The sequence below is a fragment of the Alloyangia mangrovi genome (assembly GCF_002300555.2).
Classification (GTDB): domain Bacteria; phylum Pseudomonadota; class Alphaproteobacteria; order Rhodobacterales; family Rhodobacteraceae; genus Salipiger; species Salipiger mangrovi.
Genome location: NZ_NTHN02000003.1, coordinates 95,655 through 121,993 on the forward strand (window position 1 = coordinate 95,655; position 26,339 = coordinate 121,993).

At 66.1% G+C, this 26,339-nt stretch carries 13 protein-coding genes and 3 pseudogenes; 6 read left to right on the plus strand and 10 right to left on the minus strand.

Annotated elements, in window-relative coordinates; translation table 11 throughout:
- Window positions 1-15: 15 nt before the first annotated feature.
- The 10 genes and pseudogenes from CLG85_RS02800 to CLG85_RS02845 all read right to left on the minus strand — a co-directional run bounded on the left by CLG85_RS02800 (window position 16) and on the right by CLG85_RS02845 (window position 16,470).
- Entirely contained in the window at window positions 16-1,650 is a 1,635-nt protein-coding gene (locus CLG85_RS02800; protein WP_095883935.1) for an alpha-D-glucose phosphate-specific phosphoglucomutase, read from the minus strand.
- A complete protein-coding gene (gene malQ, locus CLG85_RS02805) occupies window positions 1,647-3,515 on the minus strand; it encodes a 4-alpha-glucanotransferase (protein ID WP_260348404.1) in 1,869 nt (622 codons plus the stop codon). Before malQ ends, CLG85_RS02800 begins: the two co-directional genes overlap by 4 nt.
- Complete coding sequence (gene glgX, locus CLG85_RS02810) at window positions 3,515-5,569, minus strand: glycogen debranching protein GlgX (protein ID WP_095881595.1); 2,055 nt, start codon at window positions 5,567-5,569, stop codon at window positions 3,515-3,517. Before glgX ends, malQ begins: the two co-directional genes overlap by 1 nt.
- A 7-nt stretch (window positions 5,570-5,576) precedes the next feature.
- Window positions 5,577-6,999: pseudogene (glgA, locus tag CLG85_RS02815) on the minus strand (glycogen synthase GlgA).
- Window positions 6,996-8,259, minus strand: a pseudogene (gene glgC / locus CLG85_RS02820) (glucose-1-phosphate adenylyltransferase). The pseudogenes glgA and glgC overlap by 4 nt, the downstream one beginning before the upstream one ends.
- A gap of 62 nt (window positions 8,260-8,321) precedes the next feature.
- Window positions 8,322-10,520, minus strand: coding sequence for a 1,4-alpha-glucan branching protein GlgB (gene glgB / locus CLG85_RS02825; RefSeq protein WP_095881592.1), 2,199 nt, complete (start codon window positions 10,518-10,520; stop codon window positions 8,322-8,324).
- 72 nt (window positions 10,521-10,592) lie between these two features.
- Window positions 10,593-12,968, minus strand: a complete 2,376-nt coding sequence (locus CLG85_RS02830) for a glycogen/starch/alpha-glucan phosphorylase (RefSeq protein WP_095881591.1) — start codon at window positions 12,966-12,968, stop codon at window positions 10,593-10,595.
- 120 nt (window positions 12,969-13,088) lie between these two features.
- Window positions 13,089-14,048: a glucokinase gene (locus CLG85_RS02835; protein WP_095881590.1), complete on the minus strand. Its 960-nt coding sequence runs from the start codon at window positions 14,046-14,048 to the stop codon at window positions 13,089-13,091.
- Between the two features lie 6 nt (window positions 14,049-14,054).
- Window positions 14,055-15,378, minus strand: a pseudogene (locus tag CLG85_RS02840) (GH1 family beta-glucosidase).
- Between the two features lie 57 nt (window positions 15,379-15,435).
- Window positions 15,436-16,470 carry a LacI family DNA-binding transcriptional regulator gene (locus CLG85_RS02845; protein WP_095881588.1) on the minus strand — a complete coding sequence of 345 codons (1,035 nt, stop codon included), beginning with the start codon at window positions 16,468-16,470 and terminating at the stop codon, window positions 15,436-15,438.
- Window positions 16,471-16,743: 273 nt separating this feature from the next.
- On the opposite strand from CLG85_RS02845, the gene CLG85_RS02850 reads away from it, so the two are divergent.
- From CLG85_RS02850 to uvrA, 6 genes are all read left to right on the plus strand, one after another.
- Entirely contained in the window at window positions 16,744-18,117 is a 1,374-nt protein-coding gene (locus CLG85_RS02850; RefSeq protein WP_095881587.1) for an ABC transporter substrate-binding protein, read from the plus strand.
- 87 nt (window positions 18,118-18,204) lie between these two features.
- On the plus strand, window positions 18,205-19,203 hold the full coding sequence (locus CLG85_RS02855) for a carbohydrate ABC transporter permease (RefSeq protein WP_095881586.1): 999 nt from the start codon (window positions 18,205-18,207) through the stop codon (window positions 19,201-19,203).
- A 13-nt stretch (window positions 19,204-19,216) separates the two neighbouring features.
- On the plus strand, window positions 19,217-20,356 hold the full coding sequence (locus CLG85_RS02860) for a carbohydrate ABC transporter permease (protein ID WP_095881585.1): 1,140 nt from the start codon (window positions 19,217-19,219) through the stop codon (window positions 20,354-20,356).
- Between the two features lie 16 nt (window positions 20,357-20,372).
- The gene (locus CLG85_RS02865) at window positions 20,373-22,016 is read left to right on the plus strand and encodes an alpha-glucosidase (protein WP_095881584.1); all 1,644 of its coding nucleotides are present in this window, start codon (window positions 20,373-20,375) and stop codon (window positions 22,014-22,016) included.
- 35 nt (window positions 22,017-22,051) lie between these two features.
- Complete coding sequence (locus CLG85_RS02870; protein ID WP_260348405.1) at window positions 22,052-23,143, plus strand: ABC transporter ATP-binding protein; 1,092 nt, start codon at window positions 22,052-22,054, stop codon at window positions 23,141-23,143.
- A gap of 186 nt (window positions 23,144-23,329) precedes the next feature.
- Window positions 23,330-26,212: an excinuclease ABC subunit UvrA gene (uvrA, locus tag CLG85_RS02875; RefSeq protein WP_095881582.1), complete on the plus strand. Its 2,883-nt coding sequence runs from the start codon at window positions 23,330-23,332 to the stop codon at window positions 26,210-26,212.
- The last annotated feature ends 127 nt before the right edge of the window (window positions 26,213-26,339 follow it).

A 26,339-nucleotide genomic window follows, 5' to 3' on the forward strand; every position in this document is an offset into this window, starting at 1 on the left:
GGTCTTGTCTTCCGATCAGGTGATGACGTCGGGTTTGGTGCGGCCGGTGCGGGTCTTGATGCCCGCGATGGCCTCGGCGGCGGCAATGACCGGAGCCAGTGCGACCTGCGGATCCAGGGCGAACTTTGCGGGGTCGGTCTCGACCTTCTCGAGGTAGACGCGGAGCGTCGCGCCCTCGGTGCCGGTGCCCGAGAGGCGCAGCACGAGACGCGCGCCGCCCTCGAAGCCGATCTGCAGGCCCTGCTTCTCGGCGCGCGAGCCGTCGACCGGATCGTCGTAGGCGAACTCCTCGGCCGAGGTGACCTTCATCCCCGCGACCTCGTTGCCCGGCAGCACGCCGAGCTGTTCGCGCACGTGGTCCATCAGCCCATTGGCCGCCTCGCTGTCGACGCCTTCGAAATCATGGCGCGAGTAGTAGTTGCGACCGTACTCCTGCCAGTGTGCGTCCATCAGCTCGGCGACCGAGCATTGCTTCGTGGCCAGCACGTTGAGCCAGAAGAGCACGGCCCAGAGCCCGTCCTTCTCGCGCACGTGGTCCGAGCCGGTGCCGGCGCTTTCCTCGCCGCAGAGCGTGGCGCGGCCGGCGTCGAGCAGGTTGCCGAAGAACTTCCAGCCGGTGGGCGTGGCGTAGCAATCGATGCCGAGCCCCTCGGCGACGCGGTCCACCGCGCCCGATGTCGGCATGGAGCGGGCGACACCCTTGAGCCCATCGGCATAGGCCGGGACGAGCGTGGCATTGGCGGCCAGCACGGCGAGGCTGTCCGAGGGGGTGACGTAGCAGTGCCTGCCGACGATCATGTTGCGGTCGCCGTCGCCGTCCGAGGCAGCGCCAAAGTCGGGCGCGTGAGCGCCCATCATCTCGTCCATCAGCGTCTTGGCCCAGATCGGGTTGGGATCCGGGTGGCCGTTGCCGAAGTCGGGCAGCGGGATGGCGTTGATCACAGTACCCGGGCCCGCGCCGAGCTCTTCCTCGAGGATCATCCGCGCGTAGGGGCCGGTCACCGCGTGCATCGCATCAAAGCGCATGGTGAAGCCCGAGCGGAACAGCGCATGGATCGCGTCGAAGTCGAAGATTTCCCTCATCAGCTCGGCATAGTCGGCGACCGGGTCGACGATCTCGATCTCCATGTCACCCAGCATGACCATACCGGTGCCGGCAAGGCCGACATCCTGGCTGTCGAGGATGTGGAACTCGGTGATGGTCTTGGTCGCCTCGAAGATCTTGTCGGTGATGCTCTCGGGCGCGGGGCCGCCGTTGGCGGCGTTGTACTTCACGCCGAAGTCGCCCTCGGGACCGCCGGGATTGTGGCTGGCCGACAGGATGATGCCACCGTCGGCGCCGCGCTTGCGGATCAGGTTCGAGGCCGCGGGGGTCGAGAGCAGCGCGCGCTCGCCGACGATCACCTTCTTGGCGCCGCTGGCGGCGGCCATGCGCAGCACCACCTGCGCGGCCTGCGAGTTGAAGTGCCGCCCGTCACCGCCCAGGACGAGGGTCTTGCCCTCGACCCCGCCGATGCCGTTCCAGATGCTCTGAATGAAATTTTCGAGGTAGTGGTGGCTCTGGAAGACGGGTGTCTTCTTGCGCAGGCCGGACGTGCCCGGCTTCTGCCCCTCGATCGGCTCGGTGGGTACGGTACGGATGTGCGTCATGAATGTCTCCTTCGCCCGGATGCTTCCATGATCCGGGCGGCATTGGCAAGAACGGGTGTATTTGCAATCTCTTGCGGACCGAGAGGCAGGCGCTGGCGCCAGTTGGGATATTCCGTGACGGTGCCCGGAAGATTGGGCTGCACGTCGCTGTCCAGCAGGTCCTCGACCTGCACGGCGACCAGCCGGGAACGTGTGGCGGCGAGCACGTGGAACATTGCCTCGGGCGCCTCGGGCGCGAGATCGCCGCGGAACTGACCGCTGAGCCAGTCGAAACCCGCGATCTCGCGGCCGCGCCAGCCGCGCATGCCCTGCGCGTGCTCGGGCGGGGTGAGGCCGATGCGCTCTCGGATGTCGATCTCGTGGCCGGCGCGCCAGCCTTTCCAGGTGGGCAGATCGTGGGTGGTGAAACTGGCGATCACCGCCTCGTCGTAATGCTCGGGGCGCTTGAACTCGGGCGGATCGCCGCGATGCTCGAAGCAGGCGAGGCGGCAGCCCAGCAGGCCGCTCTCGTCCATCGCCTGATGAAGCCCGTCGGGGATCACCCCCAGATCCTCGCCGATGATCACCCCTCCGCAGCGCGCCGCCTCGATCCGGGCGACGGCGAACATCGCCTCGCGCGGCATCTGCACGTAGGCGCCGGGCAGCCCGTCCGCGTCGGGTACCCAGTAAGCGCGCTCGAAGCCGATGATGTGATCGATCCGCAGCATGCCGCAAAAGCGCAGCTGCTGGCGCAGGGTGAGCGCGAGCGCTTCGAAACCGGTCTCCTCAAGCACCACCGGATTGAACGGCGCGAGGCGCCAATTCTGCCCCTGCGGCGCAAAGGCGTCGGGCGGCGCGCCGAGGCTGGCGCCGGTGGCGAAACTGGCGCGGTCGGTCCATGTCTCGGCGCCATGCGGGTGGGTGCCGACGGCGAGGTCGAGATAGAGCCCGTGGGCCATGCCCGCGGCTTGCGCGCGGCGCTGCGTGGCGGTCACGGCACCTTCGGCGGCATATTGCAGCCAGGCATGGAAGCGAACGCGCTCCGAGAGCTCGCGGGCGGCTTGGGCAACCTGCGGGCTGGTCGGGTTCTGGTAAGGCGCCTCCCACCTGTCCCAATAAGCGCCGAGCTTTTCCGACAGCGCCTGGTGCAGGGCAAAGCGGTGGAGCTCGTCGCCCTCGTGCCGCAGCCAGGCGTCGAAGCCGGGGCCGGGCGGGGCGTTGTGGAACTCCGCCTCGAGCGCGGCGAGGCGGGCCGGGGTCTCAGTGCCGAAATCGACCAGCGGGCCGGGCATGGCGGCGGTGCCGGTGGGCAGGTAGAGCGGCGAGAGGCGGCGGCGGTGCGACGGCGTATAGGGGCTGAAGCCGCCGGGATCGGCGACATGGAAGCCTGCGTGTATGGGGTTGATGCCGAGGAACCCCGCGCCCTGCGCGCCCGCACCTTCGGCCACCACCGCGAGATCGTCGAAGCTGCCGATGCCGCCCTGCGCGGCAGGGCGCAGGCAGGCCAGCGGCACCATCAGCCCCCAGTCGCGCTCGGGCAGCGGCAGCCGCGGCGGCGCGCTGAGGAGCCAGCAGGTCTCACCGCCGGAAACGAGCCTGTGCCGCCCCAGAGGCAGGGCGGGCAGGCGCCCTTCGCCTTCGATCCCGCGGCCGTCTTCGAGAGTGATCTGCCACGCCCCCGGCACCCCCAGCGAGGGCGGCTCACCGTGGCTGCAGACGTGCCACTTGGGCAGGTCGCGCACGGTGAGCGGCGCGTCGCCGTCCAGCCCCATGGCGGAAAGCAGCGCCGCTTGAGTCTCGGGCGGGGTGCTGTGCCATTCGCCGTAGAGGTCGCGGTATTCGCCAAGGATCCCGGCCTGTTCCGCTCTGGCGTCGAGTTCGCTCATCATGCCTCCTCTGCCAGCAAGAGCACCGAGTTCGCCGCCAGCGTTACGGTGCCGCCGAGGCGCTGCGGGGCGGCCTCGGGGTCGGTGGTGTCGATATGGCGCACCCAGGAGTAACCCTCGCCGGGGTCGGGCAGGGTCAGCTCCACTGCCTCGCCTGCGTTGAGCGCGATGTAGATCGCCTCTTCGCGCTGCTTGTAGAGCGGCGTGCCCGAGGCCATGCGGAACTCGGCGCAGAGCACCTTGAGATGGCCGTTGGTCCAGTCGGCGCGGGTCATTTCCTGTCCGTCGGGGCGCCACCAGAAGAGATCGGGCACCCCGTCGACCCGTCGCGGGCGCGAGTGCAGGTAGCGGCGCTGGCGCAGGATCGGGTGCGCCTTTCGAAAGGCGATGAGCTTGCGGGTGAAGGCATGGAAGGCATCGTCGCGGCTGTCCCAGTCGATCCAGCCGGTCTCGTTGTCCTGCGCGTAGGCGTTGTTGTTGCCGCCTTGCGAGTTGCCGATCTCGTCGCCGGCAAGGATCATCGGCGTGCCCTGGCTGAGCAGCAGCGTCGCCATCAGGTTGCGGCGGCGTTGGGCGCGGGCCTCGAGGATCGCCTCGTCTTCGCTCGGGCCCTCGACGCCCATGTTGTCCGAGTGGTTCTCGCCGTGGCCGTCGCGGTTGTTCTCGCCGTTGGCCTCGTTGTGGCGGCGGGTGTAGGAGACCACGTCCATCAGGGTGAAGCCGTCATGGGCGGTAATCAGGTTCACCGAGGCGGTGGCATTGCGGCCCGAATGGTCGAAGAGCCCCGCCGAGCCGGTGATCCGGTCGGCCATCACCGGCACATGCCCCAGGTCACCGCGCCAGAAGCGGCGGACGCCGTCGCGGTATTGGTCGTTCCACTCGCTGAACGGGGGCGGGTAGCCGCCGAGCTGGTAGCCGCCGGGCCCGATGTCCCAGGGCTCGGCGATGAGCTTCTTTGCTGCGAGGACCGGGTCCTGCCGCAGCGCCTTGAAGAAAGCGGAGTTGCGGTCGAAGCCCTGCGGCGTGCGGCCCAGCGTCGAGCAAAGGTCGAAGCGGAAACCGTCGACGCCCATGGTGGTGGCCCAGTAGCGCAGGCTGTCCATCACCATGCGCAACACCATCGGGTGGTCGATGTTGAGCGTGTTGCCGGTGCCGGTGTCATTGATGTAGCTCCGCTTGTCCTCGGGGAGCCGGTAGTAGCTGGCGTTGTCGAGCCCGCGGAAGCTGAGCGTCGGCCCGTGCTCGTCGCCCTCGCAGCTGTGGTTGTAGACGACGTCGAGGATCACTTCGATCCCGGCGGCATGCAGCCGGGCGACCATGTGCTGGAACTCCCAGAGCGCGTCCTGGGTGAGATAGCGCGGATCGGGGGCGAAGAAGCCGAGGGTCTGGTAGCCCCAGTAGTTCCTGAGCCCCTTGTCGACGAGGAACTTGTCGTTGAGGAAGCTTTGCACCGGCAGCAGTTCGATCGCGGTGATCCCGAGGTCGGTCAGGTAGTTGAGCACCGGGTCGGACGCGATGCCGAGAAAGCTTCCCGGATGCTCGGCACCCGGAAAGCGCTGGGTGAGACCCTTTACGTGGGCCTCGTAGATGATGCTCTTGGCTAGCCGGGTTTCGGGAGGCTTGGTCTCGCCCCAGTCAAAGCTCGTGTCCACCACCACGCCCTTGGGCATGAAGGGCGCACTGTCGGTGGTGTTGCGGCTCTCGAGCCCACCGAAGAGCGCGTCGTTCCACACCGGGTGGCCGGTGATGCGCCGGGCATAGGGATCGAGCAGCAGCTTGTGGGGGTTGAAGCGGTGCCCCTGCCGCGGCTGGAACGGTCCCTCGACGCGGAAGCCGTAGTGCTGGCCGGGGGTGAGCCCGGGTACCCGCCCGTGCCAGACGTCGCCGTCGCGCTCGGGCAGGGGGAGCCGGCGGGTTTCGGTGCCATCCTCGTCGAAGAGACAGAGCGTGACGGCCTCGGCATGGGCGGAGAAGACCGCGAAATTCACCCCATCGCCGTCAAAAGTCGCGCCGAGCGGGCTGGCGGATCCCGCGAGGATGACCGGCTCGCTCATCTATGCCTCATGGAGTCTTGGCCTTGACCATATCTTCGTAGAGCGCCGCATACTTTGCCGCCGAATGGGTCCAGCTCACCGGCGAGGCCATCGCGTTGGTCATCATGCGCGTCCAGGTTTCCTTGTCCTGGTACAGAGTTATAAGCCGCATCATCGCCTGGGCCAGAGCCTGGGCGGTCACCGGGTGGAATTGCAGGCCGGTTGCACAGCCTGCTGCCAATCCGGCAGGCGATGCGTTGATCACCGTGTCCGCCAGACCGCCCGTGAGCGCCACAAGAGGCAGGGTTCCGTAGCGCAGCCCGTAGAGCTGGGTCAGCCCGCAGGGCTCGAAGCGCGAGGGCACGAGAATCGCATCGCCCCCGGCCATCAGCCGATGCGCGAATTCCTCGTCGTAGCCGATGCGCACCGCGACGCCCGGGTGCTTCTGCGCCTTCCGCTGGAAGGCCTCTTCCAGCCCCGGGTTGCCCGAGCCCAGCAGCGCCAGCTGGCCGCCGCGGTCGAGCAGGGCGGGCAGGGCCTGCAGCAGGATGTCGAGCCCTTTCTGTTCGGTCATCCGCGAGATCACCACGCAGAGCGGGCCGGGCCAGTCGGTCGGCAGGCCGAGCTCCTTGCGCAGCGCGGCCTTGTGCTCGGCCTTCTCGGCGATGGTCTTGTAGGGGGGGCGTCCAGAGCGCCTCGTCGATGCCGTTGAGGATGCCGACCATGTCCTCCTGCCGCTCGCGCAGCACCCCGTCGAGCCCCATGCCGAAGTCCTTGGTCATCAGCTCGGTGGCGTAAGTGGGCGAGACGGTCGAGAGCTTGTCGGCATAAACCAGCCCTGCCTTCAGCGCCGAGACGCTGTCCCAGAACTCGTAGCCGCGCTGGTGGAAGCCGGTGCGCGGCAGGCCGAGCGTACCGATGCGCGCCGCCGAGGCCATGCCCTGGAAGGCGATGTTGTGGATGGTCATCAGCGTCGAGACCCGGCCCGCGGCACCGAGTTCGCGCAGGTAGAGCGGCGCGAAGCCCGCCTGCCAGTCGTGGCAGTGCAGGATCTGCGGGCGCCACTCCTCGATCCCGTCGGCGCCGATCATCGCGGCGACCGACGAGAGCGCGGCAAAGCGCTCGGGATTGTCGCGCCAGTCGTTGCCGTTCTTGTCCATGTAGGGACCGCCGTCGCGGTCAAAGAGATGCGGCGCCTCGAGCACGTAGAGCACCTGATCCCCCAGCGGCGCCTTCAGCACCCGCGCGGGGCCGCCGAAGAGATCGCCATATTCCGCCGCCACCGCCTGCGTCGGCAGCTTGGCGATGACCTGCCGGTAGCCCGGCAGCAGCACCCGCATGTCGACCCCGTGCACCGCCAGCGCGCCGGGCAGGGCGCCGACGACATCGGCCAGCCCTCCGGTCTTGATCAGCGGCACACATTCCGAGGCGACAGACAGGACTCTTGTCATTTGGCGGCTTCCCTCCGGTCGAGCATTCCTTGCGTGATCAGCGTCACGCCGCCAGGCGTGACACGGAACCACTTTGCGTCTTCCTCCGGATCCTCGCCGACCACAAGCCCTTCGGGAATATGCACCCCGCGATTGACCACGGTGTTTGTCAGCCGGACATGGCGCGAGACGTAAACGTTGGGCAAAAGTACCACGCGTTCAAGCGAAGCATATGAATTCGTGTGCACCTTGGTGAACAGCAGCGACTCGCGAATCTCGGTGCCCGAGACGATGCAGCCGCCGGCGATCAGCGAGCTCACGGCAGAGCCGCGACGGTCTTCCTCGTCGTGGATGAACTTGGCTGGGGGCACCACCTCGGCATAGGTCCAGATCGGCCAGTCGGTGTCCCAGAGGTCGAGCTCGGGGTCGAAGTTGGTCAGGTCGATGTTGGCGCGCCAGAAGGCATCCACCGTGCCGACGTCGCGCCAGTAGGCGGGTTTGCCGGCCTCGCGCACGCAGCTGTCCTCGAAACGGTGCGCCTGCGCGCCACCCGCGGCGACGATCTCGGGGATCATGTCATTGCCGAAGTCGTGGCTCGAGCTTTCCGAGCCCAGATCTTCCACCAGCTTGCCGCGCAGGTACTTCCAGTCGAAGACGTAGATGCCCATGCTGACCAGCGTCTTGTCGTGATCGTCGGGCAGGCCCGGCGGATCCTTGGGCTTTTCGAGGAAAGAGGTGATCCGGTCGCTTTCGTTGACCGCCATGCAGCCGAAGGCGCTGGCCTCGGACCGGTCCACGGTCAGGCAGCCCACGGTCACCTGAGCGCCGCTCTCGACGTGCTGCTCGAGCATCTCCTCGTAGTCCATCTTGTAGATGTGGTCGCCCGCGAGGATGACGATGTAGTCGATGTCATAGCTGTCGATGATGTCGATGTTCTGCGCCACCGCGTCGACGGTGCCGCGGTACCATGTCTGCTCGTTGTAGCGCTGCGAGGCGGGAAGGATGTCGAGGAATTCATTCCGCTCGGCGCGGAAGAAGTTCCAGCCGCGCTGGCAGTGGCGGATCAGGCTGTGCGCCTTGTACTGCGTGGCGAGGGCGATCTTGCGGATGCCGGAGTTGAGCGCGTTGGAGAGTGCGAAGTCGATGATCCGAGCCTTTCCGCCAAAATAGACGGCCGGCTTGACGCGAAAATTCGTCAACTCGTGCAGGCGCGAGCCACGGCCCCCCCGCAAGCACGAAGGCCATGCTGCGGCTCGCGAGCCTCTGGGAACGTCGGGGCATTCGTCTCCTCCTTTACTTAAATTCGATGTGTCGGGCAAAGCCGTGACACGGGTATGAATGGATCAGCTGTCCTCGCGAACGAGGAAGATCGCCGAAAGCGGCGGCAGGAAGAGCTCGGCCGAGGCGGGATAGCCGTGGCTGGGCTCGTCGTCGGCGATGACGCGGCCGAAATTCCCGCGATTGCCACCGCCGTAAATGCCTGCATCGGTGTTCAGCGCCTCGCGCCAGACGCCGGTGTCGGGCAGGCCGATGCGGTAGCGCGGCTGCTCGGCAGGCGTGAAATTGCAGATCACCGCCACTTCGGGCTCGTCCGAGCGGCCACGGCGGATCCACGAGAAGACCGAGTTGCCGGTGTCGCCGCCGGCGATCCAGGCAAAGCCCTCTTCCTCGCAGTCCTTTGCGTGCAGCGCGGGGGTCTCGCAATAGAGATCGTTGAGATCGCGGATCAGCCGCTGGATCCCGGCGTGCTGCGGATCGTCGAGGCAGGCCCAGTCGATCTCGGCGTCGTGGTTCCACTCATGTGCCTGCGCGAACTCCTGCCCCATGAACAGCAGTTTCTTGCCCGGATGGCCCCACATGAAACCGTAGTAAGCCCGCAGGTTGGCGAATTTCTCCCACTGGTTGCCGGGCATCTTGCCCAGCATCGAGCCCTTGCCGTGCACCACCTCGTCGTGGCTGATCGGCAGGATGAAATTCTCGGAAAAGGCGTAGACCAGTCCGAAGGTCATCTGGTGGTGGTGGTAGCTCCGGTAGATGGGATCCTTGCGGATGTATTCGAGCGTGTCGTTCATCCAGCCCATGTTCCACTTGAAGCCGAAGCCGAGCCCGCCCTGATCTACCGGCGAGGAGACACCCGGATAGGACGTGCTCTCCTCGGCCACGTTCATGATGCCGGGGTGCTGGCCGTAGCACTCGGTGTTCATCCGGCGCAGCATGGAGATCGCCTCGTAGTTCTCGCGCCCGCCGTCCTTGTTCGGCACCCATTCACCCTCGGGACGGGAGTAATCGCGGTAGAGCATCGAAGCCACCGCATCCACCCGCAGCCCGTCGGCGTGGTATTCCTCGAGCCAGTAGAGCGCGTTTGAGGTCAGGTAGTTGGCCACCTCGGCACGGCCGTAATTGTAGATCAGCGTATTCCAGTCGTGGTGGAAACCTTCCTTGGGGTCGGCATGCTCGTAGAGCGCGGTGCCGTCAAAGCGCCCGAGCCCATGCGCGTCGGTGGGGAAATGGCCGGGCACCCAGTCGAGGATCACCCCGATCCCGGCGCGGTGCGCGGCGTTCACCAGGTCGCGGAACTCATGCGGCAGACCGTGGCGGATGGTCGGTGCGAACATGCCGATGGGCTGGTAACCCCAGGAGCCGTCGAAAGGGTATTCGCAGATCGGCAGCAGCTCGATATGGGTGAAGCCCATCTCGGCGACGTAATCGACCAGTTCCTCCGCCGCCTCGATGTAGGAGATCGGTCGGCCCCAGTCCTTGCGTCGCCACGAGGGCAGGTGGACTTCGTAGATCGAGATCGGCGCCGAGCGGCTCTGTGCCTCGGCGCGGGTCTCGAACCAGTCGTCGTCGGTCCAGCCGTAACCGGAGATGTCGCGCACGATCGAGGCATTGGCAGGCGGGTGCTCCGAGCCGAAGCCGATGGGGTCGGCTTTGCGCGGCTGCACCGTGCCGTCCGGGCCGACGATCTCGTAGCGGTAGAAGGCGCCGTCGCCGACATGCGGCAGGAAGATTTCCCACACGCCGGTGGCGCCCCGGCGGCGCATGGGGTTGCGCAGACCGTCCCACCAGTTGAAATCGCCCACCACCGAGACGCGCTTGGCATTCGGCGCCCAGACCGCGAAGTGGGTACCCGGCACGCCCTCGTGGGTCATCACATGGGCGCCGAGCACCTCCCAGAGGCGCTGGTGGCTGCCTTCGCCCAGCAGGTATTCGTCGATCTCTCCGAGCACAGTGCCGAAACGGTAGGGATCCTCGCGCTCGAAGACATGCGGCTCCCCGTCTTCGCCATGGTCCTCACCAAAGAGCGTGTAGGCCATGTCGCCCGGCACCGGGCCGCGGAAGAAGCCCGGCACGTTGGTCGGCTCGAGCGGATGGCGCACGCCCCGGACCACGGCCCACATCCGGTCGGCACCGGGGTCGTAGGTGGTGACATAGCGTGCGCCGTCCTGCTCATGCGGCCCGAGCACGGCAAAGGGATCGTCATGATGGCCCCGCAGAAGCCGCAGCAGGGCAGAGTCGAGGGGTGTGGACGCTGTACTCATGACGTGACTGTAGTCGGTTCCGTGCGTCTGGCAATGATCTGAGGCGGTCAGGCCCAGTAAGATTTTGTTTGCTCAGAGAAGACTTTCGGCACCCCAGATGTCGTTCATGTACCCGCGTATAGTTCTGTCGGACGAGAACCAGCCCGAGCGCGCGGTGTTGAGCGCCGCCATCTTCGCCCAGGCCCGGGTGTCCTTGAAAGCCGCATCGACCTCGCGCTGCGCGCGCCAGTAGTCGGTGAAGTCCGAGCAGACGAGGAAATAGTCCGCGCCCTCGAGATTGGCGGTGATGCCATGGTAGCGGTCCGGCTCGCCGGGCCAGAAGCGCCCATCGCGGATCAGCTCGAGCGCGCGCATGAGGCGGGGGTCGGCCTGCACGGCCTTCCAGGCGTGGCCCTCGACCTTGCGGCGCTCCATCACCTCCTCGGCGGTCATGCCGAAGAGGAAGAAGTTCTCGGCCCCCACGTGCGCGCGGATCTCGACGTTGGCTCCGTCGAGCGTGCCGACGGTCGGCGCGCCGTTCAGCGCGAACTTCATGTTGCCGGTGCCCGAGGCTTCCTTGCCTGCGGTCGAGATCTGCTCCGAGAGATCCGCGGCGGGGATCATCCGCTCGGCGAGGCTGACGTTGTAGTTCGGCAGGAAGGCGATCTTGAGGTAGGGCGCAGTCACCGGATCGGCATTGATCACCGCGGCGGCGTCATTGATCAGCCGGATGATGTCCTTGGCGAAGAAGTAGCCCGGCGCGGCCTTGCCGCCGAAGAGTTTGAGCCGCGGCGTCCAGTCGGCATTCGGGTTGTCGCGGATCTCGGCCCAATGGGCGATGGTCTCGAGAATGTTGAGGTGCTGGCGCTTGTATTCGTGCAGGCGCTTGATCTGCACGTCAAAGAGCATCTCGGGATCGACGTGCAGGCCTTGCGCCTCGGCCATCCAGTTCGACAGCTCGGCCTTGTTATCGCGCTTGACCTGCGCGTAGCGGTCGAGCCAGCCGGTGTCGTCGATGAAGGGCTCGAGCTTCTTGAGCTGCTCGAGATCATCCACCCAATCCTCGCCGATCGACTCGGTGATCAGACCGGCAAGGCGCGGGTTGCAGGCCAGCAGCCAGCGGCGCGGGGTGACGCCGTTGGTCTCGTTGACGATGCGGTTCGGGTGGAGGTTGTGCAGTTCCTGGAAGACGGTGGTCTTCATCAGCTCGGTATGCAGCGCCGAGACGCCGTTGACGTGATGCGCCATGACAAAGCTGAGCTGGCCCATCTTCACCTGATGATCGGCCCGCATGGAGTTCAGCCGCGACGGGTTCTGCTTGGCGTGGGTGCTGTCGATCTGATCGATCAGCTCGATATGGCGCGGCAGCAGACGGCCGAAGAGCGCCTCGTCCCAGGTCTCCAGCGCCTCGGGCAGAAGCGTGTGGTTGGTGTAGCTCAGGCAGCCGCGGGCGATCTCCATCGACTCCTCGAAGGACAGGCCGCGCTCGTCGTGCAGCACGCGCACCAGCTCGGGGCCCGCGATCGCCGGGTGGGTGTCGTTGAGCTGGATCGCCACTTTGGCAGGGAGCTTGCGCAGGTCGCCAAACTGGTTGTTGAAGCGGCGCAGGATGTCGCGCAGGGCGGCGGCGGTGAGGAAATATTCCTGCTTGAGTCGCAGTTCCTTGCCCTGTTCGGTGGTGTCGTCGGGGTAGAGTACGCGAGAGATGGTGCGCGCGAGCGCCTCGGGCTGGGCCGCCCCGGCAAAATCGCCGTGGTTGAAACGGTCGAGGTCGAAGGGGTGGATGGCGCGACCCGACCAGAGCCGCAGCGTGTTGGCCCAGCGGCCCTTCCAGCCGACGACGGGCGTGTCGAAGGCCTCGGCCTCGACCACCTCGCCGGGGTACCAGCGCACGGTCTCGCCGCGCTTGTCGACATGGCCGCCGAAGCCGATCCGGTAGCGCACCTCGGGGCGTTCGAATTCCCAGGCGTGGCGTTGCTCGAGCCAGAGCTCGGGCTGCTCGACCTGCCGTCCGTCGACGAAGCTCTGCCGGAAGAGGCCGTGCTCGTAACGGATGCCATAGCCATGCGCCGGGCAGCCGAGGGTCGAGAGGCTTTCGAGGAAACAGGCGGCGAGCCGCCCGAGGCCACCGTTGCCGAGCGCGGCATCGGGTTCGTCGGCCAACACCGTGCCGTAATCCTTGCCGAACTCCTCGAGCACCGCCTTTGCCTCGTCGACCAGCTCGAGGTTGACAATGCCGTCCTCGAGCAGCCGCCCGATGAGGAATTCCATCGACAGGTAGTAGACCCGTTTCGCCCCGGAATCGTAGGTCTTGCCGGTGGCGGCGATCCACGCATCGGTGATCCGGTCGCGCACGGCATAGCTCAGCGCCATGCGCCAGTCCTCGAGGATCGCGTGCTCGGGATCCTTGCCGAAGGAATAGCGAAGATGCTTGAGGATGGACTCGCGCAGGGAGGCGGTTGGGGTCATGGGTAAGGCACTCGCTTTTGGAAAAGACGAAGGGTTGCGCCGGTCGACCTAGGGCGTCTGCACGATTGATGAACAGTTTTTGTTACGTAATGGCAACCGCCTTGCGCATTGCGCCGAGATTTACGGCAATTCGCTCAAGTGGCAGGCACAACCGGTCAGCGCCGCATAATCGTCGGTCACAAGGCTCACCGGGAACTGCGTCATGAACTCGGAGAAGCGACCACGGTCATTGAAGGCCTCTTCGAAGGCGCCGGTGGTCAGGTAGGGGCCGAAATGCCGGGCGACGCCGCCGATCAGGTAGATCCCGCCGAAGGGCAGGGTGGTGAGCGCGAGGTTGCCGCACACCCGGCCCATCATCCGCACGAAGACCTCGATGGCGCGCAGCGCACGCTCGTCCGTGCCGGCTTCGACGGCCTCCATGATTTGCTGCGCGCTGAGCGGGGTGCCTGCGCCATCCTCGTCGCAGAGCCAGGCATAGACGCGCTCGAAGCCGCGGCCCGAGAGGATGTCCTCGACGCCGGGCGCCGGGTGCTTGCGTTCGATGTAGCGCAGCAGCCGCATCTCCTCGTCGGTCTGCACGGGGATCGCGACATGGCCCGACTCCGAGGGCGGCACCAGCGTGCGCTCGCCCAGCCGGTAGACCGGGGCGGCGTTCATCCCGGTGCCGATGCCGACCACCAGCCGCGCGGACTGCGGGCTGGCGGGCTGGCCGGGCAGGATGCGGGTCAGGCAGTCGTCGGCGATGTGACCAAGCGCGTGGCCCTGCGCCTGCAGGTCGTTGAGCACCGAGATGGTCTCGGCGCCGGTGGCCTCGGCCAGGGTCGGGCGGTCGATTGCCCAGTCGATGTTGGTCAGCCGGCCCGCGCCGTCGCGCACCGGGCCAGCCACCGCGACGCAGGCGGCGTCGACCTTTGTACCTTTCTCGGCCAGGTAATGCTTCAGGACAGCGCCGATCCCGTCGTTCTCGGCATTGCGGTAGCGCATCACCGATCCCTCGATCAGCCTGCCGTCTTCGCACAGCGCCACCCGGGTGTTGGTGCCGCCGATATCCGCCAGAACTGCCGTGCCGCCGCTGCTCATGATGCCTTACTCCGTTAGCGCTCTCACCAACGCGTGGTAAGAGGCTTTGGGCGTGCGTTCAAGGGTTTCGAAGTCCACGTGGACCAGCCCGAAGCGTTTTTCGTAGCCGAGGCTCCATTCGTAGTTGTCGAGCAGCGACCAGGCGAAATAGCCCTTCACCGGCGCGCCGCCCGCGATCGCCTTGCGGACCTCGGCGAGATGGGCATCGAGATAGGCGATGCGGTCCTGGTCGTCGACGCCGCCATTTACCAGCGGGTCGGGGGCGGCCATGCCGTTCTCGGTCACATATAAAGGGATATCGCCGGTGTACTCGTTCGCGAGCCTCGTGAGGAACTGCGACAGGCCCTGCGGGTAGATCTCCCAGTCCATGAAGGTCTTGGGCAGCGGCCCCTCGACTTCTTCCAGCGAGGGCCAGGCGCCCTGGTTGGGTTTGATCACCTTTCGCGTGTAGTAGTTCAGCCCGCACCAGTCGAGCTTCTGCGTGATCAGCCCGAAATCATCCTGCCAGTTCGCCGGCATATGCGGCTCGAGCCCGTCGAGCACGATCTGCGGATATGCGCCCTTGAAGACGCCGCCGGTGAACCAGCGGTTGTAGATGCCGTCGTAAAGCTCGGCCGCGTGGCGGGCGTCGGGGGGTGTCATTGGCGGCGGTCGACCACTCCATGTTGAAGACGCCGCCAAGGTTCTGCATTCCGAGCCCGCGCATCACCTGGATGGCGCGGCCATGGGCGAGCAGCACATGGTGCATGGCGCGGGCGGTGGCGCGGATGTCGCGTAGGCCGGGCGCGTGGAAGCCCATGAAATGCGAGAGCCAGGCGACGCACCAGGGCTCGTTGATCGGCGCCACGGAATACATCCGGTCGCCGATGCGCTTCATCAGAACCTCGGTGAAATCGCCGAACCAGCCTGCCACGTCGCGGTTGCGCCAGCCGCCGAGGTCGGCGAGCGGCGAGGGCAGTTCCCAGTGATAGAGCGTGGCGCAGGGCTTGATGCCGCGCTCGAGCATGGCGTCGGTCAGCCGGTCGTAGAAGTCGAGACCGGCCTCGTTCACCTGTCCCCGCCCCTCGGGAAGCACCCGTGCCCAGCTCGTCGAGAAGCGGTAGGCATCGAGCCCGGCGGCCTTCACCAGGTCGAGATCCTCCTCGTAGCGGTGGTAGTGGTCGCAGGCGCGGTCGCCGTTCTCGGCGCGCACGACATTGCCCGGTGTGGCGGCAAAATCATCCCAATGGGTGCGGCCTGCACCGCCGAAGGCATGGCCCTCGATCTGGTAGCTGGAGGTGGCGACGCCGAAGAGGAAATCCTCGGGAAAATCCTTGCGGGTGAACTTCATGGCGTATCCTTGTCGATGCGTGCGGTGAGCGCGGGAGCCTCGCTGGCCCCGCGGTCCTTAGCGGGTGTCTTGCGGTACTGGCCCGGTGGAGCCGCCGATGATCAGCTGAGCCTCGAGCAGGCGCGACTGTGCGGGGAGATCCGGATCGGCGATATGCGCCAGCAACATCGTGGCGGCGATCCGCCCGGCCTCGTAGACCGAGGAGCGCGTGGCGGTGAAGATCGGCACGTCCGGGCCGTTGCGCAGGAAGCTCAGATCGTCGTCATGGGTGATCACCGAGATGTCGCGGCCCATCTCCAGCCCGGCGGCATGGATGGCGCGGCGGATGCCGATGGCGGCGATCACCGAGGAGGTGATCATCGCCGTCGGCCGGTCGGGCAGGGCGAGCATGCGCGCGGCACTCTCGAAGCCGTAGCTCTCGGTCATCTCTCCGGCGCTCATGTAGCGCGGATCCGGCCCGGTGCCGCGCGCGGTCAGCGCCTGCTCGAAGCCGACTCTGCGACGGTAGGCGAAATCCATGAACTCGAGTCCGTTGATCAGCGCGATGCGGCGGTGGCCGAGGTCGAGCAGGAAGTCGGTGGCGCGCTGGAAGGCGTGGGTGTTGTTCATGTCGACCCAGCTGTAGGGCAGGTCGAGCTCGGTGGCACGCCCATGCACCACGAAAGACAGTCCGAGCTGGCGCAGGAAGGGGATCCGCCCGTCCCGCATCGAGGGGCCATGCACGATGATCCCGTCGACATTGCCCTTGGCCTTGAGCCGGCGGTAATTCTCTTCCTCGTCACGGTCCCCGGTCATCGACAGCGTCATGTCGTACCCGGCCTTGACGTATTCGTCGGATGCGCCAGCTATGAAATCACCGAACACCGGGTTCATCATCTGGTGCTGGTGCGAAAAGGGGATGACGTGGCCGATGGTCATGGCGCGCCCCGTCGCCAGCCCTTTTGCCCGCGCGTTCGGGGCATAGTTGAGCGCCTGCGCCGCCTCCATCACGCGCTTGCGGGTCTGCTCGTTGACCTCCGGGTAGCCGTTGAGCGCGCGACTCACGGTGGTTTGCGAGAGATTGAGATGCGCGGCCAGTTGCTTGAGGTTCATCGGGGGAGCTTCCAAAGCGCTTCGATATCTTTCGACAGTAACTGCAAAATGGGGCGGTCGTGAAGACCCTTTGCAAAACGCCCGAAATAGCTGCAGTGCGGCATGAAATTTCCCACTGCTTAGGCCATTGCGTGATTGACAACTGGGGGGCAAACGCGTGAGGCTGCTCGTGGCTCAAAGCGCTTTGGGGTGAGGAGTGTCCCCTGCGCGTCCGAAATGACCACATCTCTCGCGGCCCTGAGAGCCGTGACAACTCGGGAGGACTTTGACGACATGACCAAGCGAAACACACCCGTCCGCGGCACGCGCGCCGTTCTCGGCTCGGTGGCGGCGCTGGCGCTCTGCGCAGGCGCGGCCCAGGCCGAGATGGTGTTCACCCCCGGCGAGGGCGATTTCAACTGGGACAGCCTCGACGCATTCGCGGCCGGGCATGACCTGTCGGGCCAGTCGCTCAGCATCTTCGGCCCCTGGCGCGGCGACGACCAGGCGCTGGTCGAAACGGTGCTGGCCTATTTCGAACAGGCCACCGGCGCCGATGTGAGCTACGCCTCGTCCGAGACCTACGAGCAGCAGATCGTCATCGACACCGAGGCGGGCAGCCCGCCCAACATCGCGATCCTGCCGCAGCCCGGCCTGATCGCCGACCTGGTGAAGAAGGGCTACGTCACCCCGCTCGGCGAGGAGACCGCCGACTGGCTGCGCGAGAATTACGCCGCTGGCGAAAGCTGGGTGAGCCTCGGCTCTTTCGAGGGCAAGGACGGCAAGCAGCTCTATGCCTTCCCCTACAAGATCGACGTGAAATCGCTGGTCTTCTACGTTCCCGAGAACTTCGAGGATGCGGGCTACGAGGTCCCCGAGACCATGGAGGACCTCAAGGCGCTGACCGAGCAGATCGCCGCGGAAGGCGAGACGCCCTGGTGCATCGGCCTCGGCTCCGGCGGCGCGACCGGCTGGCCGGCGACCGACTGGGTCGAGGACATGATGCTGCGCGTCCAGCCGCCCGAGGTCTATGACCAATGGGTGACCAATGAGGTCAAGTTCGACGACCCCAAGGTGATCGAAGCGATCGAGGAATTCGGCTGGTTCGCCAAGAACGACGCCTTCGTCAATGGCGGTGCCGGGGCGGTGGCCACCACCGACTTCCGTGAAAGCCCGGCGGGTCTCTTCGCCTCGCCGCCGCAGTGCTACATGCACCACCAGGCCAGCTTCATCCCGACCTTCTTCCCCGAAGGCACCGAGATGGGCGTGGACGCAGATTTCTTCTACATGCCCGCCTATGCCGAGAAGGACCTTGGCCAGCCGGTGCTCGGCGCGGGCACGCTCGCCTTCATCACCAAGGACAGCGAGGCGTCGCGCGCCTTCATCGAGTTCCTCCAGACGCCGATCGCGCATGAGATCTGGATGGCGCAATCGGGCTTCCTGACCCCCTACAAAGAGGCCAACGCCGAGCTCTATGGCAGCCCGCCGCTGAAGAAGATGGGCGAGATCCTGCTCGACGCCACCACCTTCCGCTTCGACGCCTCGGACCTGATGCCCGGCGCGGTGGGCGCGGGCAGCTTCTGGACCGGCATGGTGGATTACGTCGGCGGCAAGTCGGCTGAGGATGTTGCGAACGCGATCCAGAAAAGCTGGGACGCGAACAAGTAACTCTGCGTAAACTCGACGTGGGGCACCGCAAATCGCTTCAAAGAGATTTGCGGTGTCCCGGACGACTGCAAGGGAGGGGAGGACGTCATGCATCCGGCACTTCAGGCCGTACTGACCATCGTGATCGGGCTCGGCGGCTGCATCGGCTATTTCTGGTTTTCGAACCAGCTGCTCGACAAGGTTCTCTTCCCGCCCCGCGGCCCCAACATCGGCCGCAACATCCGCCGCGCCGAGATGATCCGTCCCTGGCTCTTCCTCTTTCCCGCGATCTTCGCGCTTGGGCTGTACCTTGCCTACCCGGTGGTTGCGACCTTCTGGTTGTCGCTGACCGACCGCAACCAGGGCGGCGCCTTCGTGGGGCTGGCGAACTATCAGCAGATGCTGCGCGAGGCCAAGTTCTGGGAAGCGATCCGCAACAACATGCTCTGGCTGATCGTCGTGCCCGCCGCCTCGACCGGCTTCGGCCTACTGGCGGCGCAGCTGACGGACCGCATCCGCTGGGGCAATCTCGCCAAGTCGCTGATCTTCATGCCGATGGCGATCTCCTTCGTCGGCGCCTCGGTGATCTGGAAGCTGGTCTATGATTTCCGCCCCATCGGGCAGGAGCAGATCGGCATCCTCAACGCCTTCTGGGTCTGGCTCGGCGGCGCGCCGCAGACCTGGCTTACGATCACGCCGTGGAACAACTTCCTGCTGATGATGGTGCTGATCTGGATCCAGACGGGCTTTGCGATGGTGATCCTCGGTGCGGCGCTGCGCGGCATTCCCGAGGAGACGGTCGAGGCCGCCATCGTCGACGGGGCGAACCCCTTCCAGATCTTCTTCAAGATCAAGGTTCCGCAGATCCGATCGACCATTGTCGTGGTCTGGACGACCATCACACTCGTGGTGCTCAAGGTCTTCGACATCGTGCTCGCCATGACCAACGGCCAGTGGCAGACGCAGGTGCTGGCCAACTACATGTACGACAAGCTCTTCCGCGCCTTCGACTGGGGTGTCGGCTCGGCGGCGGCCATGGTGATCATGCTGCTGGTCTCGCCGATCCTGGTGTGGAACGTGATCAACGCGCGCCGCGAGATGCGCTGAGGGAGGGCCGGACATGGAAGGCATGGCAGGACAGAAGTCGACCCTTACCTGGGCAGTGCATATTTCGGTGGCGCTGCTGGTGGCGCTCTGGCTTTTCCCGACGGTGGGCCTCTTGGTGTCGTCCTTCCGGACCGCCGAGCAGATCAGCAATTCGGGCTGGTGGTCGGCCTTCTCGGCGCAGAAGGGCCAGCTCCCGGCGATCCGCATCTCCGGCGAGGAGCATGAGGACGGCGGGCTCTACGTGATCGACGGCAACCTCTTCGGCAGCGCCGAGACCACGCTCTCGGCCTGGGGCACCTCGTCGCGCGAACCCGAGGCCTACGAGCCGGACACCGAGGTCGAGCTGAAAGACGGCTGGACCATCAGCGTCGCGAAGTCGGGCGATTTCCGCCTCACAGCGCCGCAGAGCTTCGAGGGCGAGCGGCTGCCGCGGGTCTTCGCCACGGCCACGACACCACCGGAGTTCACCCTGCAGAACTACAAGAACGTGCTCTTCGGCACGACCGCGGGGGCAGGGGTCGGGCAGGCCTTTCTCAATACGCTGACCGTGGCGATCCCGGCGACGGTGATCCCGATCCTCGTCGCCGCCTTTGCCGCCTATGCGCTTGCCTGGATGGAGTTCCCCGGTCGCGCGCTGCTGATCGCCGCTGTGGTCGCGCTGCTCGTCGTGCCACTGCAGCTGGCGCTGATCCCGCTCCTGCAGCTGCACAACGCGATCGGCATCGGCAAGGGGTATCTCGGGGTCTGGCTGGCACACACCGGCTTCGGGCTGCCGCTCGCGATCTACCTTCTGCGCAACTACATGGTCGGCCTGCCCAAGGACATCATCGAGAACGCCCGGGTGGATGGCGCCTCGGACTTCCAAATTTTCACCAAGATCGTGTTGCCGCTCTCCTTCCCTGCGCTGGCGAGCTTTGCCATCTTCCAGTTCCTCTGGACCTGGAACGACCTACTGGTGGCGCTGGTCTTCCTCGGCACCGACGACGACCGGCTGGTGCTGACGGCGCGGCTGGTGAACCTCATGGGCTCGCGCGGCGGGCAGTGGGAGATCCTTGCAACCTCGGCCTTCGTGTCGATCGTCGTGCCGCTGATTGTTTTCTTCGCCATGCAGAAATACCTCGTGCGCGGCCTGCTTGCAGGCTCCGTGAAGTGATCGAAAGAACCGACCAATGAGCAACAACACCCTCCCAGTCCCCTCGACCCAAGACCGTGACTGGTGGCGCGGCGCGGTGATCTACCAAGTCTACCCGCGCAGTTTCCAGGACAGCAATGGCGACGGGATCGGCGATCTGCTCGGCATCTCCCGCCGACTGCCGCATATCGCCTCCATGGGTGTCGACGCAGTCTGGATCTCGCCCTTCTTCCGATCGCCGATGAAAGACTTCGGCTACGACGTGAGCGACTATTGCGACGTCGACCCGATGTTCGGGAGCCTCGCCGATTTCGACGTGCTGATCGAGACCGCGCACAAGCTCGGCCTCAAGGTGCTGATCGACCTCGTCATGTCACACAGCTCGGACCAGCACCCGTGGTTCGAGGAGAGCCGCTCGTCCAAGGACAACTCGCGCGCCAACTGGTATGTCTGGGCCGACGCCAAGCCCGACGGCACGCCGCCGAACAACTGGCTGTCGATCTTCGGCGGCTCGGCCTGGCAATGGGACACCACGCGCTGCCAATATTACCTGCACAACTTCCTGACCTCGCAGCCCGACCTCAACTTCCACGAGCCGCAGGTGCAGAAGACGCTGCTCGACGTGGCCGAGTTCTGGCTCGACCGCGGGGTGAACGGCTTCCGGCTCGACACGGTGAACTTCTACACCCATGACGCCGAGCTGCGCGACAACCCGGCCCTGCCGCCCGAACGGCGCAACCCGATCACCGCGCCCGCGGTGAACCCCTACACCTGGCAGGAACACCTCTACGACAAGACCCAGCCCGAGAACCTGGAGTTCCTCGCCAAGCTGCGCAAGCTGATGGACCGCTACAACGCCGCCGCCGTGGGCGAGATCGGCGAGGACCTGCGCGGACTCGAGGTGCTGGGCGAATACACCTCGGGCAGCGACCACCTGCAGATGTCCTACGCCTTCGAGCTGTTGTCAAAGCGCGCGCCGACGGCGGATTACGTCAAGGAGGTGATGGACAAGGTGGCCGAGGTCGCGGGCGGCGGCTGGGCCTGCTGGGCCTTCTCGAACCACGACGTCGAGCGCCATGTGACCCGCTGGGGCATCGGCGACGCCGGGGCTCGGCTCTACACCACGTTGATGATGTGCCTGCGCGGCTCGGCCTGCATCTACCAGGGCGAGGAACTTGCACTGCCCGAGGCGGTGCTGGCCTTCGAGGATCTGCAGGACCCCTACGGCATCCGCTTCTGGCCCGCTTTCAAGGGCCGCGACGGCTGCCGCACGCCGATGGTCTGGGAGCCCGACGCGCACCACGGCGGCTTCTCGGAAGGCAAGCCCTGGCTGCCGGTGAGCCACGAGCACCTGCGCATGACCGTCGAGGAGCAGGAAAAGGACCCCGCGGCGATCCTGCACCATTACCGCCGCGCCATCGCCTTCCGCCACGCCCATTCGGCGTTGCGCAAGGGCGAGATCACAGACGTCACGGCGACAGGAAATGTCCTCAGTTTCCACCGGAAGGACGACACCGAGGAGCTGTTCTGCGCCTTCAACATCGGTCCGGAACCGGCGGTGATCGACGCGCCGGCGGGCAAGTGGCTGCAGGTCGGCGTCGAGATGGGCTCGACCGGTACCGCGCCCGACGGCAAGTTCCACCTCGGGCCTTGGCAGCCCGCGCTGGCGCTGCGGATGTGATCGGCGGATACCAAGGATAAGGGGAGGCGGAGACGATGGCAGACCTGAAACTCACCGATGTCGGAAAAACCTACGGCGGCACCGTGGAGGTGCTCAAGGACATCGACCTCGACATAAAGGCAGGCGAGCTCATCGTCTTCGTCGGCCCCTCGGGCTGCGGCAAGTCCACGCTCCTGCGGATGATCGCCGGCCTCGAGCGGATCACCGGCGGCACGCTGGAGATCGACGGGCAGCTGGTCAACGACGTGCCCCCCGCGCAGCGCGGCATCGCCATGGTGTTCCAGAACTACGCGCTCTATCCGCATATGACCGTGCGCGACAACATGTCCTTTGCCCTGCAGATCGCCAAGAAGAGCAAGGCCGAGATCGCCGAGGCCGTGGAACGTGCCGCGAAGATGCTGCAGCTGGAGCCCTACCTCGACCGCCTGCCCAAGGCGCTCTCGGGCGGACAGCGACAGCGCGTCGCCATCGGCCGCGCCATCGTGCGTGATCCCAAGGTGTTCCTCTTCGACGAGCCGCTCTCGAACCTCGACGCGGCGCTGCGCGTGGCGACCCGGATCGAGATCGCCCAGCTCAAGGAGAAGCTGCCCGACCGCACGATGATCTACGTCACCCACGACCAGGTCGAGGCGATGACCCTCGCCGACCGCATCGTGGTGCTGGCCAACAAGGGCATCGCGCAGGTCGGCTCGCCGCTGGAGCTTTACGAGACCCCGAACAGCGAGTTCGTCGCGCAGTTCATCGGCTCTCCGGCGATGAACATGCTGGCGGGCGAGGTGATCGGGACCGGTGCGCAGACCACCGTGAGGCTACAGACCGGCGGCACCGCCGTCTCGGACGTGCCCACCAGCGATGCGGACATGGGGCTGCAGGTCAACGTCGGCATCCGCCCCGAGGATTTCACCGTCGCCGCGGGCGCGCCGGTCTTCACCGGCAAGGTTGCGCTGACCGAGGCGCTTGGCGAAGTGACCCTGCTGCATTTCGAGCCGCAGCCCGGCTGCAAGGAAGCGCTGATCGCCAAGCTTCCCGGCATCCATCAGGGCTTGCGCGGCACCGAGGTGGGATTGAGCGCGGAACCCGCCAAGGTGCATCTTTTCGCGGGCGGCATCTCATTGCGCTACCGTTGAGCACCGCAAAAGCCTTCGAAGGCTTCTGCAACTCTCTTTGTAGAGAGTTGCTCCACAGCCGCGCGCAGACGCGATAGGATGCAAAGGCGCATTCCCGCCCTGCATGTTCTCATTAAGTTCTCATTTACCCATTGCGATCCGGGGCGTTTCGCCTATGTGTAGGGGCGTTCCTTTCCCGAGGGTCTCATGCCAGAGCTCAAGCAGATCGAAGTGCGCGGCGCGCGCGAGCACAATCTCAAGAACATCGACGTGGATATTCCGCGCGACGAGCTGGTGGTGATCACCGGGTTGTCGGGCTCGGGCAAGTCCTCGCTCGCCTTTGACACGATCTATGCCGAGGGCCAGCGGCGCTACGTCGAGTCGCTTTCTGCCTATGCGCGGCAGTTCCTCGACATGATGGAAAAGCCCGATGTCGACCACATCTCGGGCCTCTCGCCGGCAATCTCGATCGAGCAGAAGACCACCTCGAAGAACCCGCGCTCGACCGTCGGCACCGTCACCGAGATCTACGACTACTTGCGCCTGCTCTTCGCCCGCGTCGGCACCCCCTACAGCCCCGCCACCGGCCTGCCCATCGAGGCGCAGCAGGTGCAGGACATGGTCGACCGCGTCATGGCGCTGGAGGAGGGCACGCGCGGCTACCTGCTCGCGCCGATCATCCGCGACCGCAAGGGGGAGTACCGCAAGGAATTCCTCGAACTGCGCAAGCAGGGCTTCCAGCGTGTCAAGGTGGACGGCGAATTCTACGAGCTCGACGAGCCGCCGACCCTCGACAAGAAGTTCCGCCATGACATCGACGTGGTGGTCGACCGCATCGTCGTGCGCGAGGGGCTCGAGACGCGGCTTGCCGACAGCTTCCGCACCGCGCTCGATCTGGCGTCGGGAATCGCCGTGCTGGAAACCGCGCCGCGCGAGGGTGAGGGCGATCCCGAGAGGATCACCTTCTCCGAGAATTTCTCCTGCCCGGTCAGCGGCTTCACCATCTCCGAGATCGAGCCGCGCCTGTTCTCCTTCAACGCCCCCGTCGGCGCGTGCCCGGACTGTGACGGGCTTGGCGTCGAGCTGTTCTTCGACGAACAGCTGGTGGTCCCCGATGTGACGCTGAAGGTCGCCGACGGGGCGATTGCACCCTGGCGCAAGGGCAAGTCGCCGTATTTCCTGCAGACCATCGAGTCGATCGCCAAGCACTACGAGTTCAACAAGAACGCCCGCTGGAAGGATTTGCCGAAGAAGGTGCAAGACGTCTTCCTGCACGGCTCCGGCAAGGAGGAAATCCCCTTCCGCTACGACGAGGGCGGTCGCGTCTACCAGGTGACCCGCGCCTTCGAGGGGGTGATCCCCAACATGCAGCGCCGCTACCGCGAGACCGACAGCGCCTGGGTGCGCGAGGAATTCGAGCGCTACCAGAACAACCGCCCCTGCGGCGCCTGCGGCGGCTACCGCCTGCGCCCCGAGGCGCTGGCCGTGAAGATCGGCTCGGCCAAGAAGGACACGCTGCTGCACGTCGGCCAGGTGGTGCAAATGTCGATCCGCGAGGCGCATGACTGGATCGAGACCGTCCCCGAGGCGCTTTCGGGCCAGAAGAACGAGATCGCCCGCGCCATCCTGAAAGAGATCCGCGAGCGGCTCGGCTTCCTCAACAACGTCGGGCTCGAGTATCTGACCATGTCGCGCTCGGCCGGCACGCTCTCGGGCGGCGAGAGCCAGCGCATCCGTCTCGCGTCGCAGATCGGCTCGGGGCTGACGGGCGTGCTCTACGTGCTCGACGAGCCCTCCATCGGCCTGCACCAGCGCGACAACGACCGGCTGATTGGCACGCTGAAATCGCTCCGCGACCAGGGCAACACGGTGATCGTCGTCGAGCATGACGAGGACATGATCCGCCAGGCCGACTACGTCTTCGACATCGGCCCGGGCGCCGGGGTGCACGGCGGCCAGGTGGTCAGCCACGGCACGCCGCAGATGATCTCGGACGATGCCGCCAGCCTCACCGGCCAGTACCTCGCCGGAACACGCGAGATCGCCGTGCCGACCGAGCGCCGCAAGGGCAGCGGCAAGATGCTCAAGGTGGTCAAGGCCACGGGAAACAACCTCAAGGAGGTGACCGCCGAGTTCCCGCTGGGCAAGTTCGTCTGCGTCACCGGCGTCTCGGGCGGCGGCAAGTCGACGCTGACCATCGAGACGCTCTACAAGAACGCCGCCATGCGGCTCAACGGCGCGCGCGAGACCCCGGCGCCCTGCGAGACGATCAAGGGCTTCGAGTATCTCGACAAGGTCATCGACATCGACCAGCGGCCGATCGGCCGCACGCCGCGCTCGAACCCGGCGACCTACACCGGCGCCTTCACCCCGATCCGCGACTGGTTCGCCGGGCTCCCCGAGGCCAAGGCGCGCGGCTACAAGCCCGGGCGCTTCAGCTTCAACGTCAAGGGCGGCCGCTGCGAGGCCTGCCAGGGCGATGGCGTCATCAAGATCGAGATGCATTTCCTGCCCGACGTCTACGTCGAGTGCGAGACCTGCAAGGGCAAGCGCTACAACCGCGAGACGCTGGAGATCCACTTCAAGGGCAAGAGCATCGCCGACGTGCTCGACATGACCGTCGAGGAGGCGCAGGAGTTCTTCCAATCCGTGCCCTCGATCCGCGAGAAGATGGACGCACTGATGCGCGTCGGCCTCAGCTATGTGAAGGTCGGCCAGCAGGCGACGACCCTCTCGGGCGGCGAGGCGCAGCGGGTGAAGCTCTCCAAGGAACTGGCGAAACGCTCGACGGGCCGCACGCTCTACATCCTCGACGAGCCGACCACTGGCCTGCATTTCGAGGACGTGCGCAAGCTGCTCGAGGTGCTGCACGAACTGGTGGAGCAGGGGAACACGGTGGTGGTGATCGAGCACAACCTCGACGTCATCAAGACCGCCGACCACATCATCGATATCGGTCCCGAGGGCGGTGACGGCGGCGGCGAGATCGTGGCCACGGGCACCCCCGAAGAGGTCGCCGAGGTCGGGCGCTCGCACACCGGCCACTACCTCAAGCCGATGCTGCGTCCCGGCAAGGTCGCCGCGGAATAAACGCGCGGCGCGGACGCTAGGGCGCGCCGCTGCGTATTGGCAAAGAGAAGAAGGACCGGTCGCTTCCAGAAGCGCCGGTCCTGATTTCTTCTAGGCGGAAATATCCCTGGGGGTCCGGGGGGCAGCG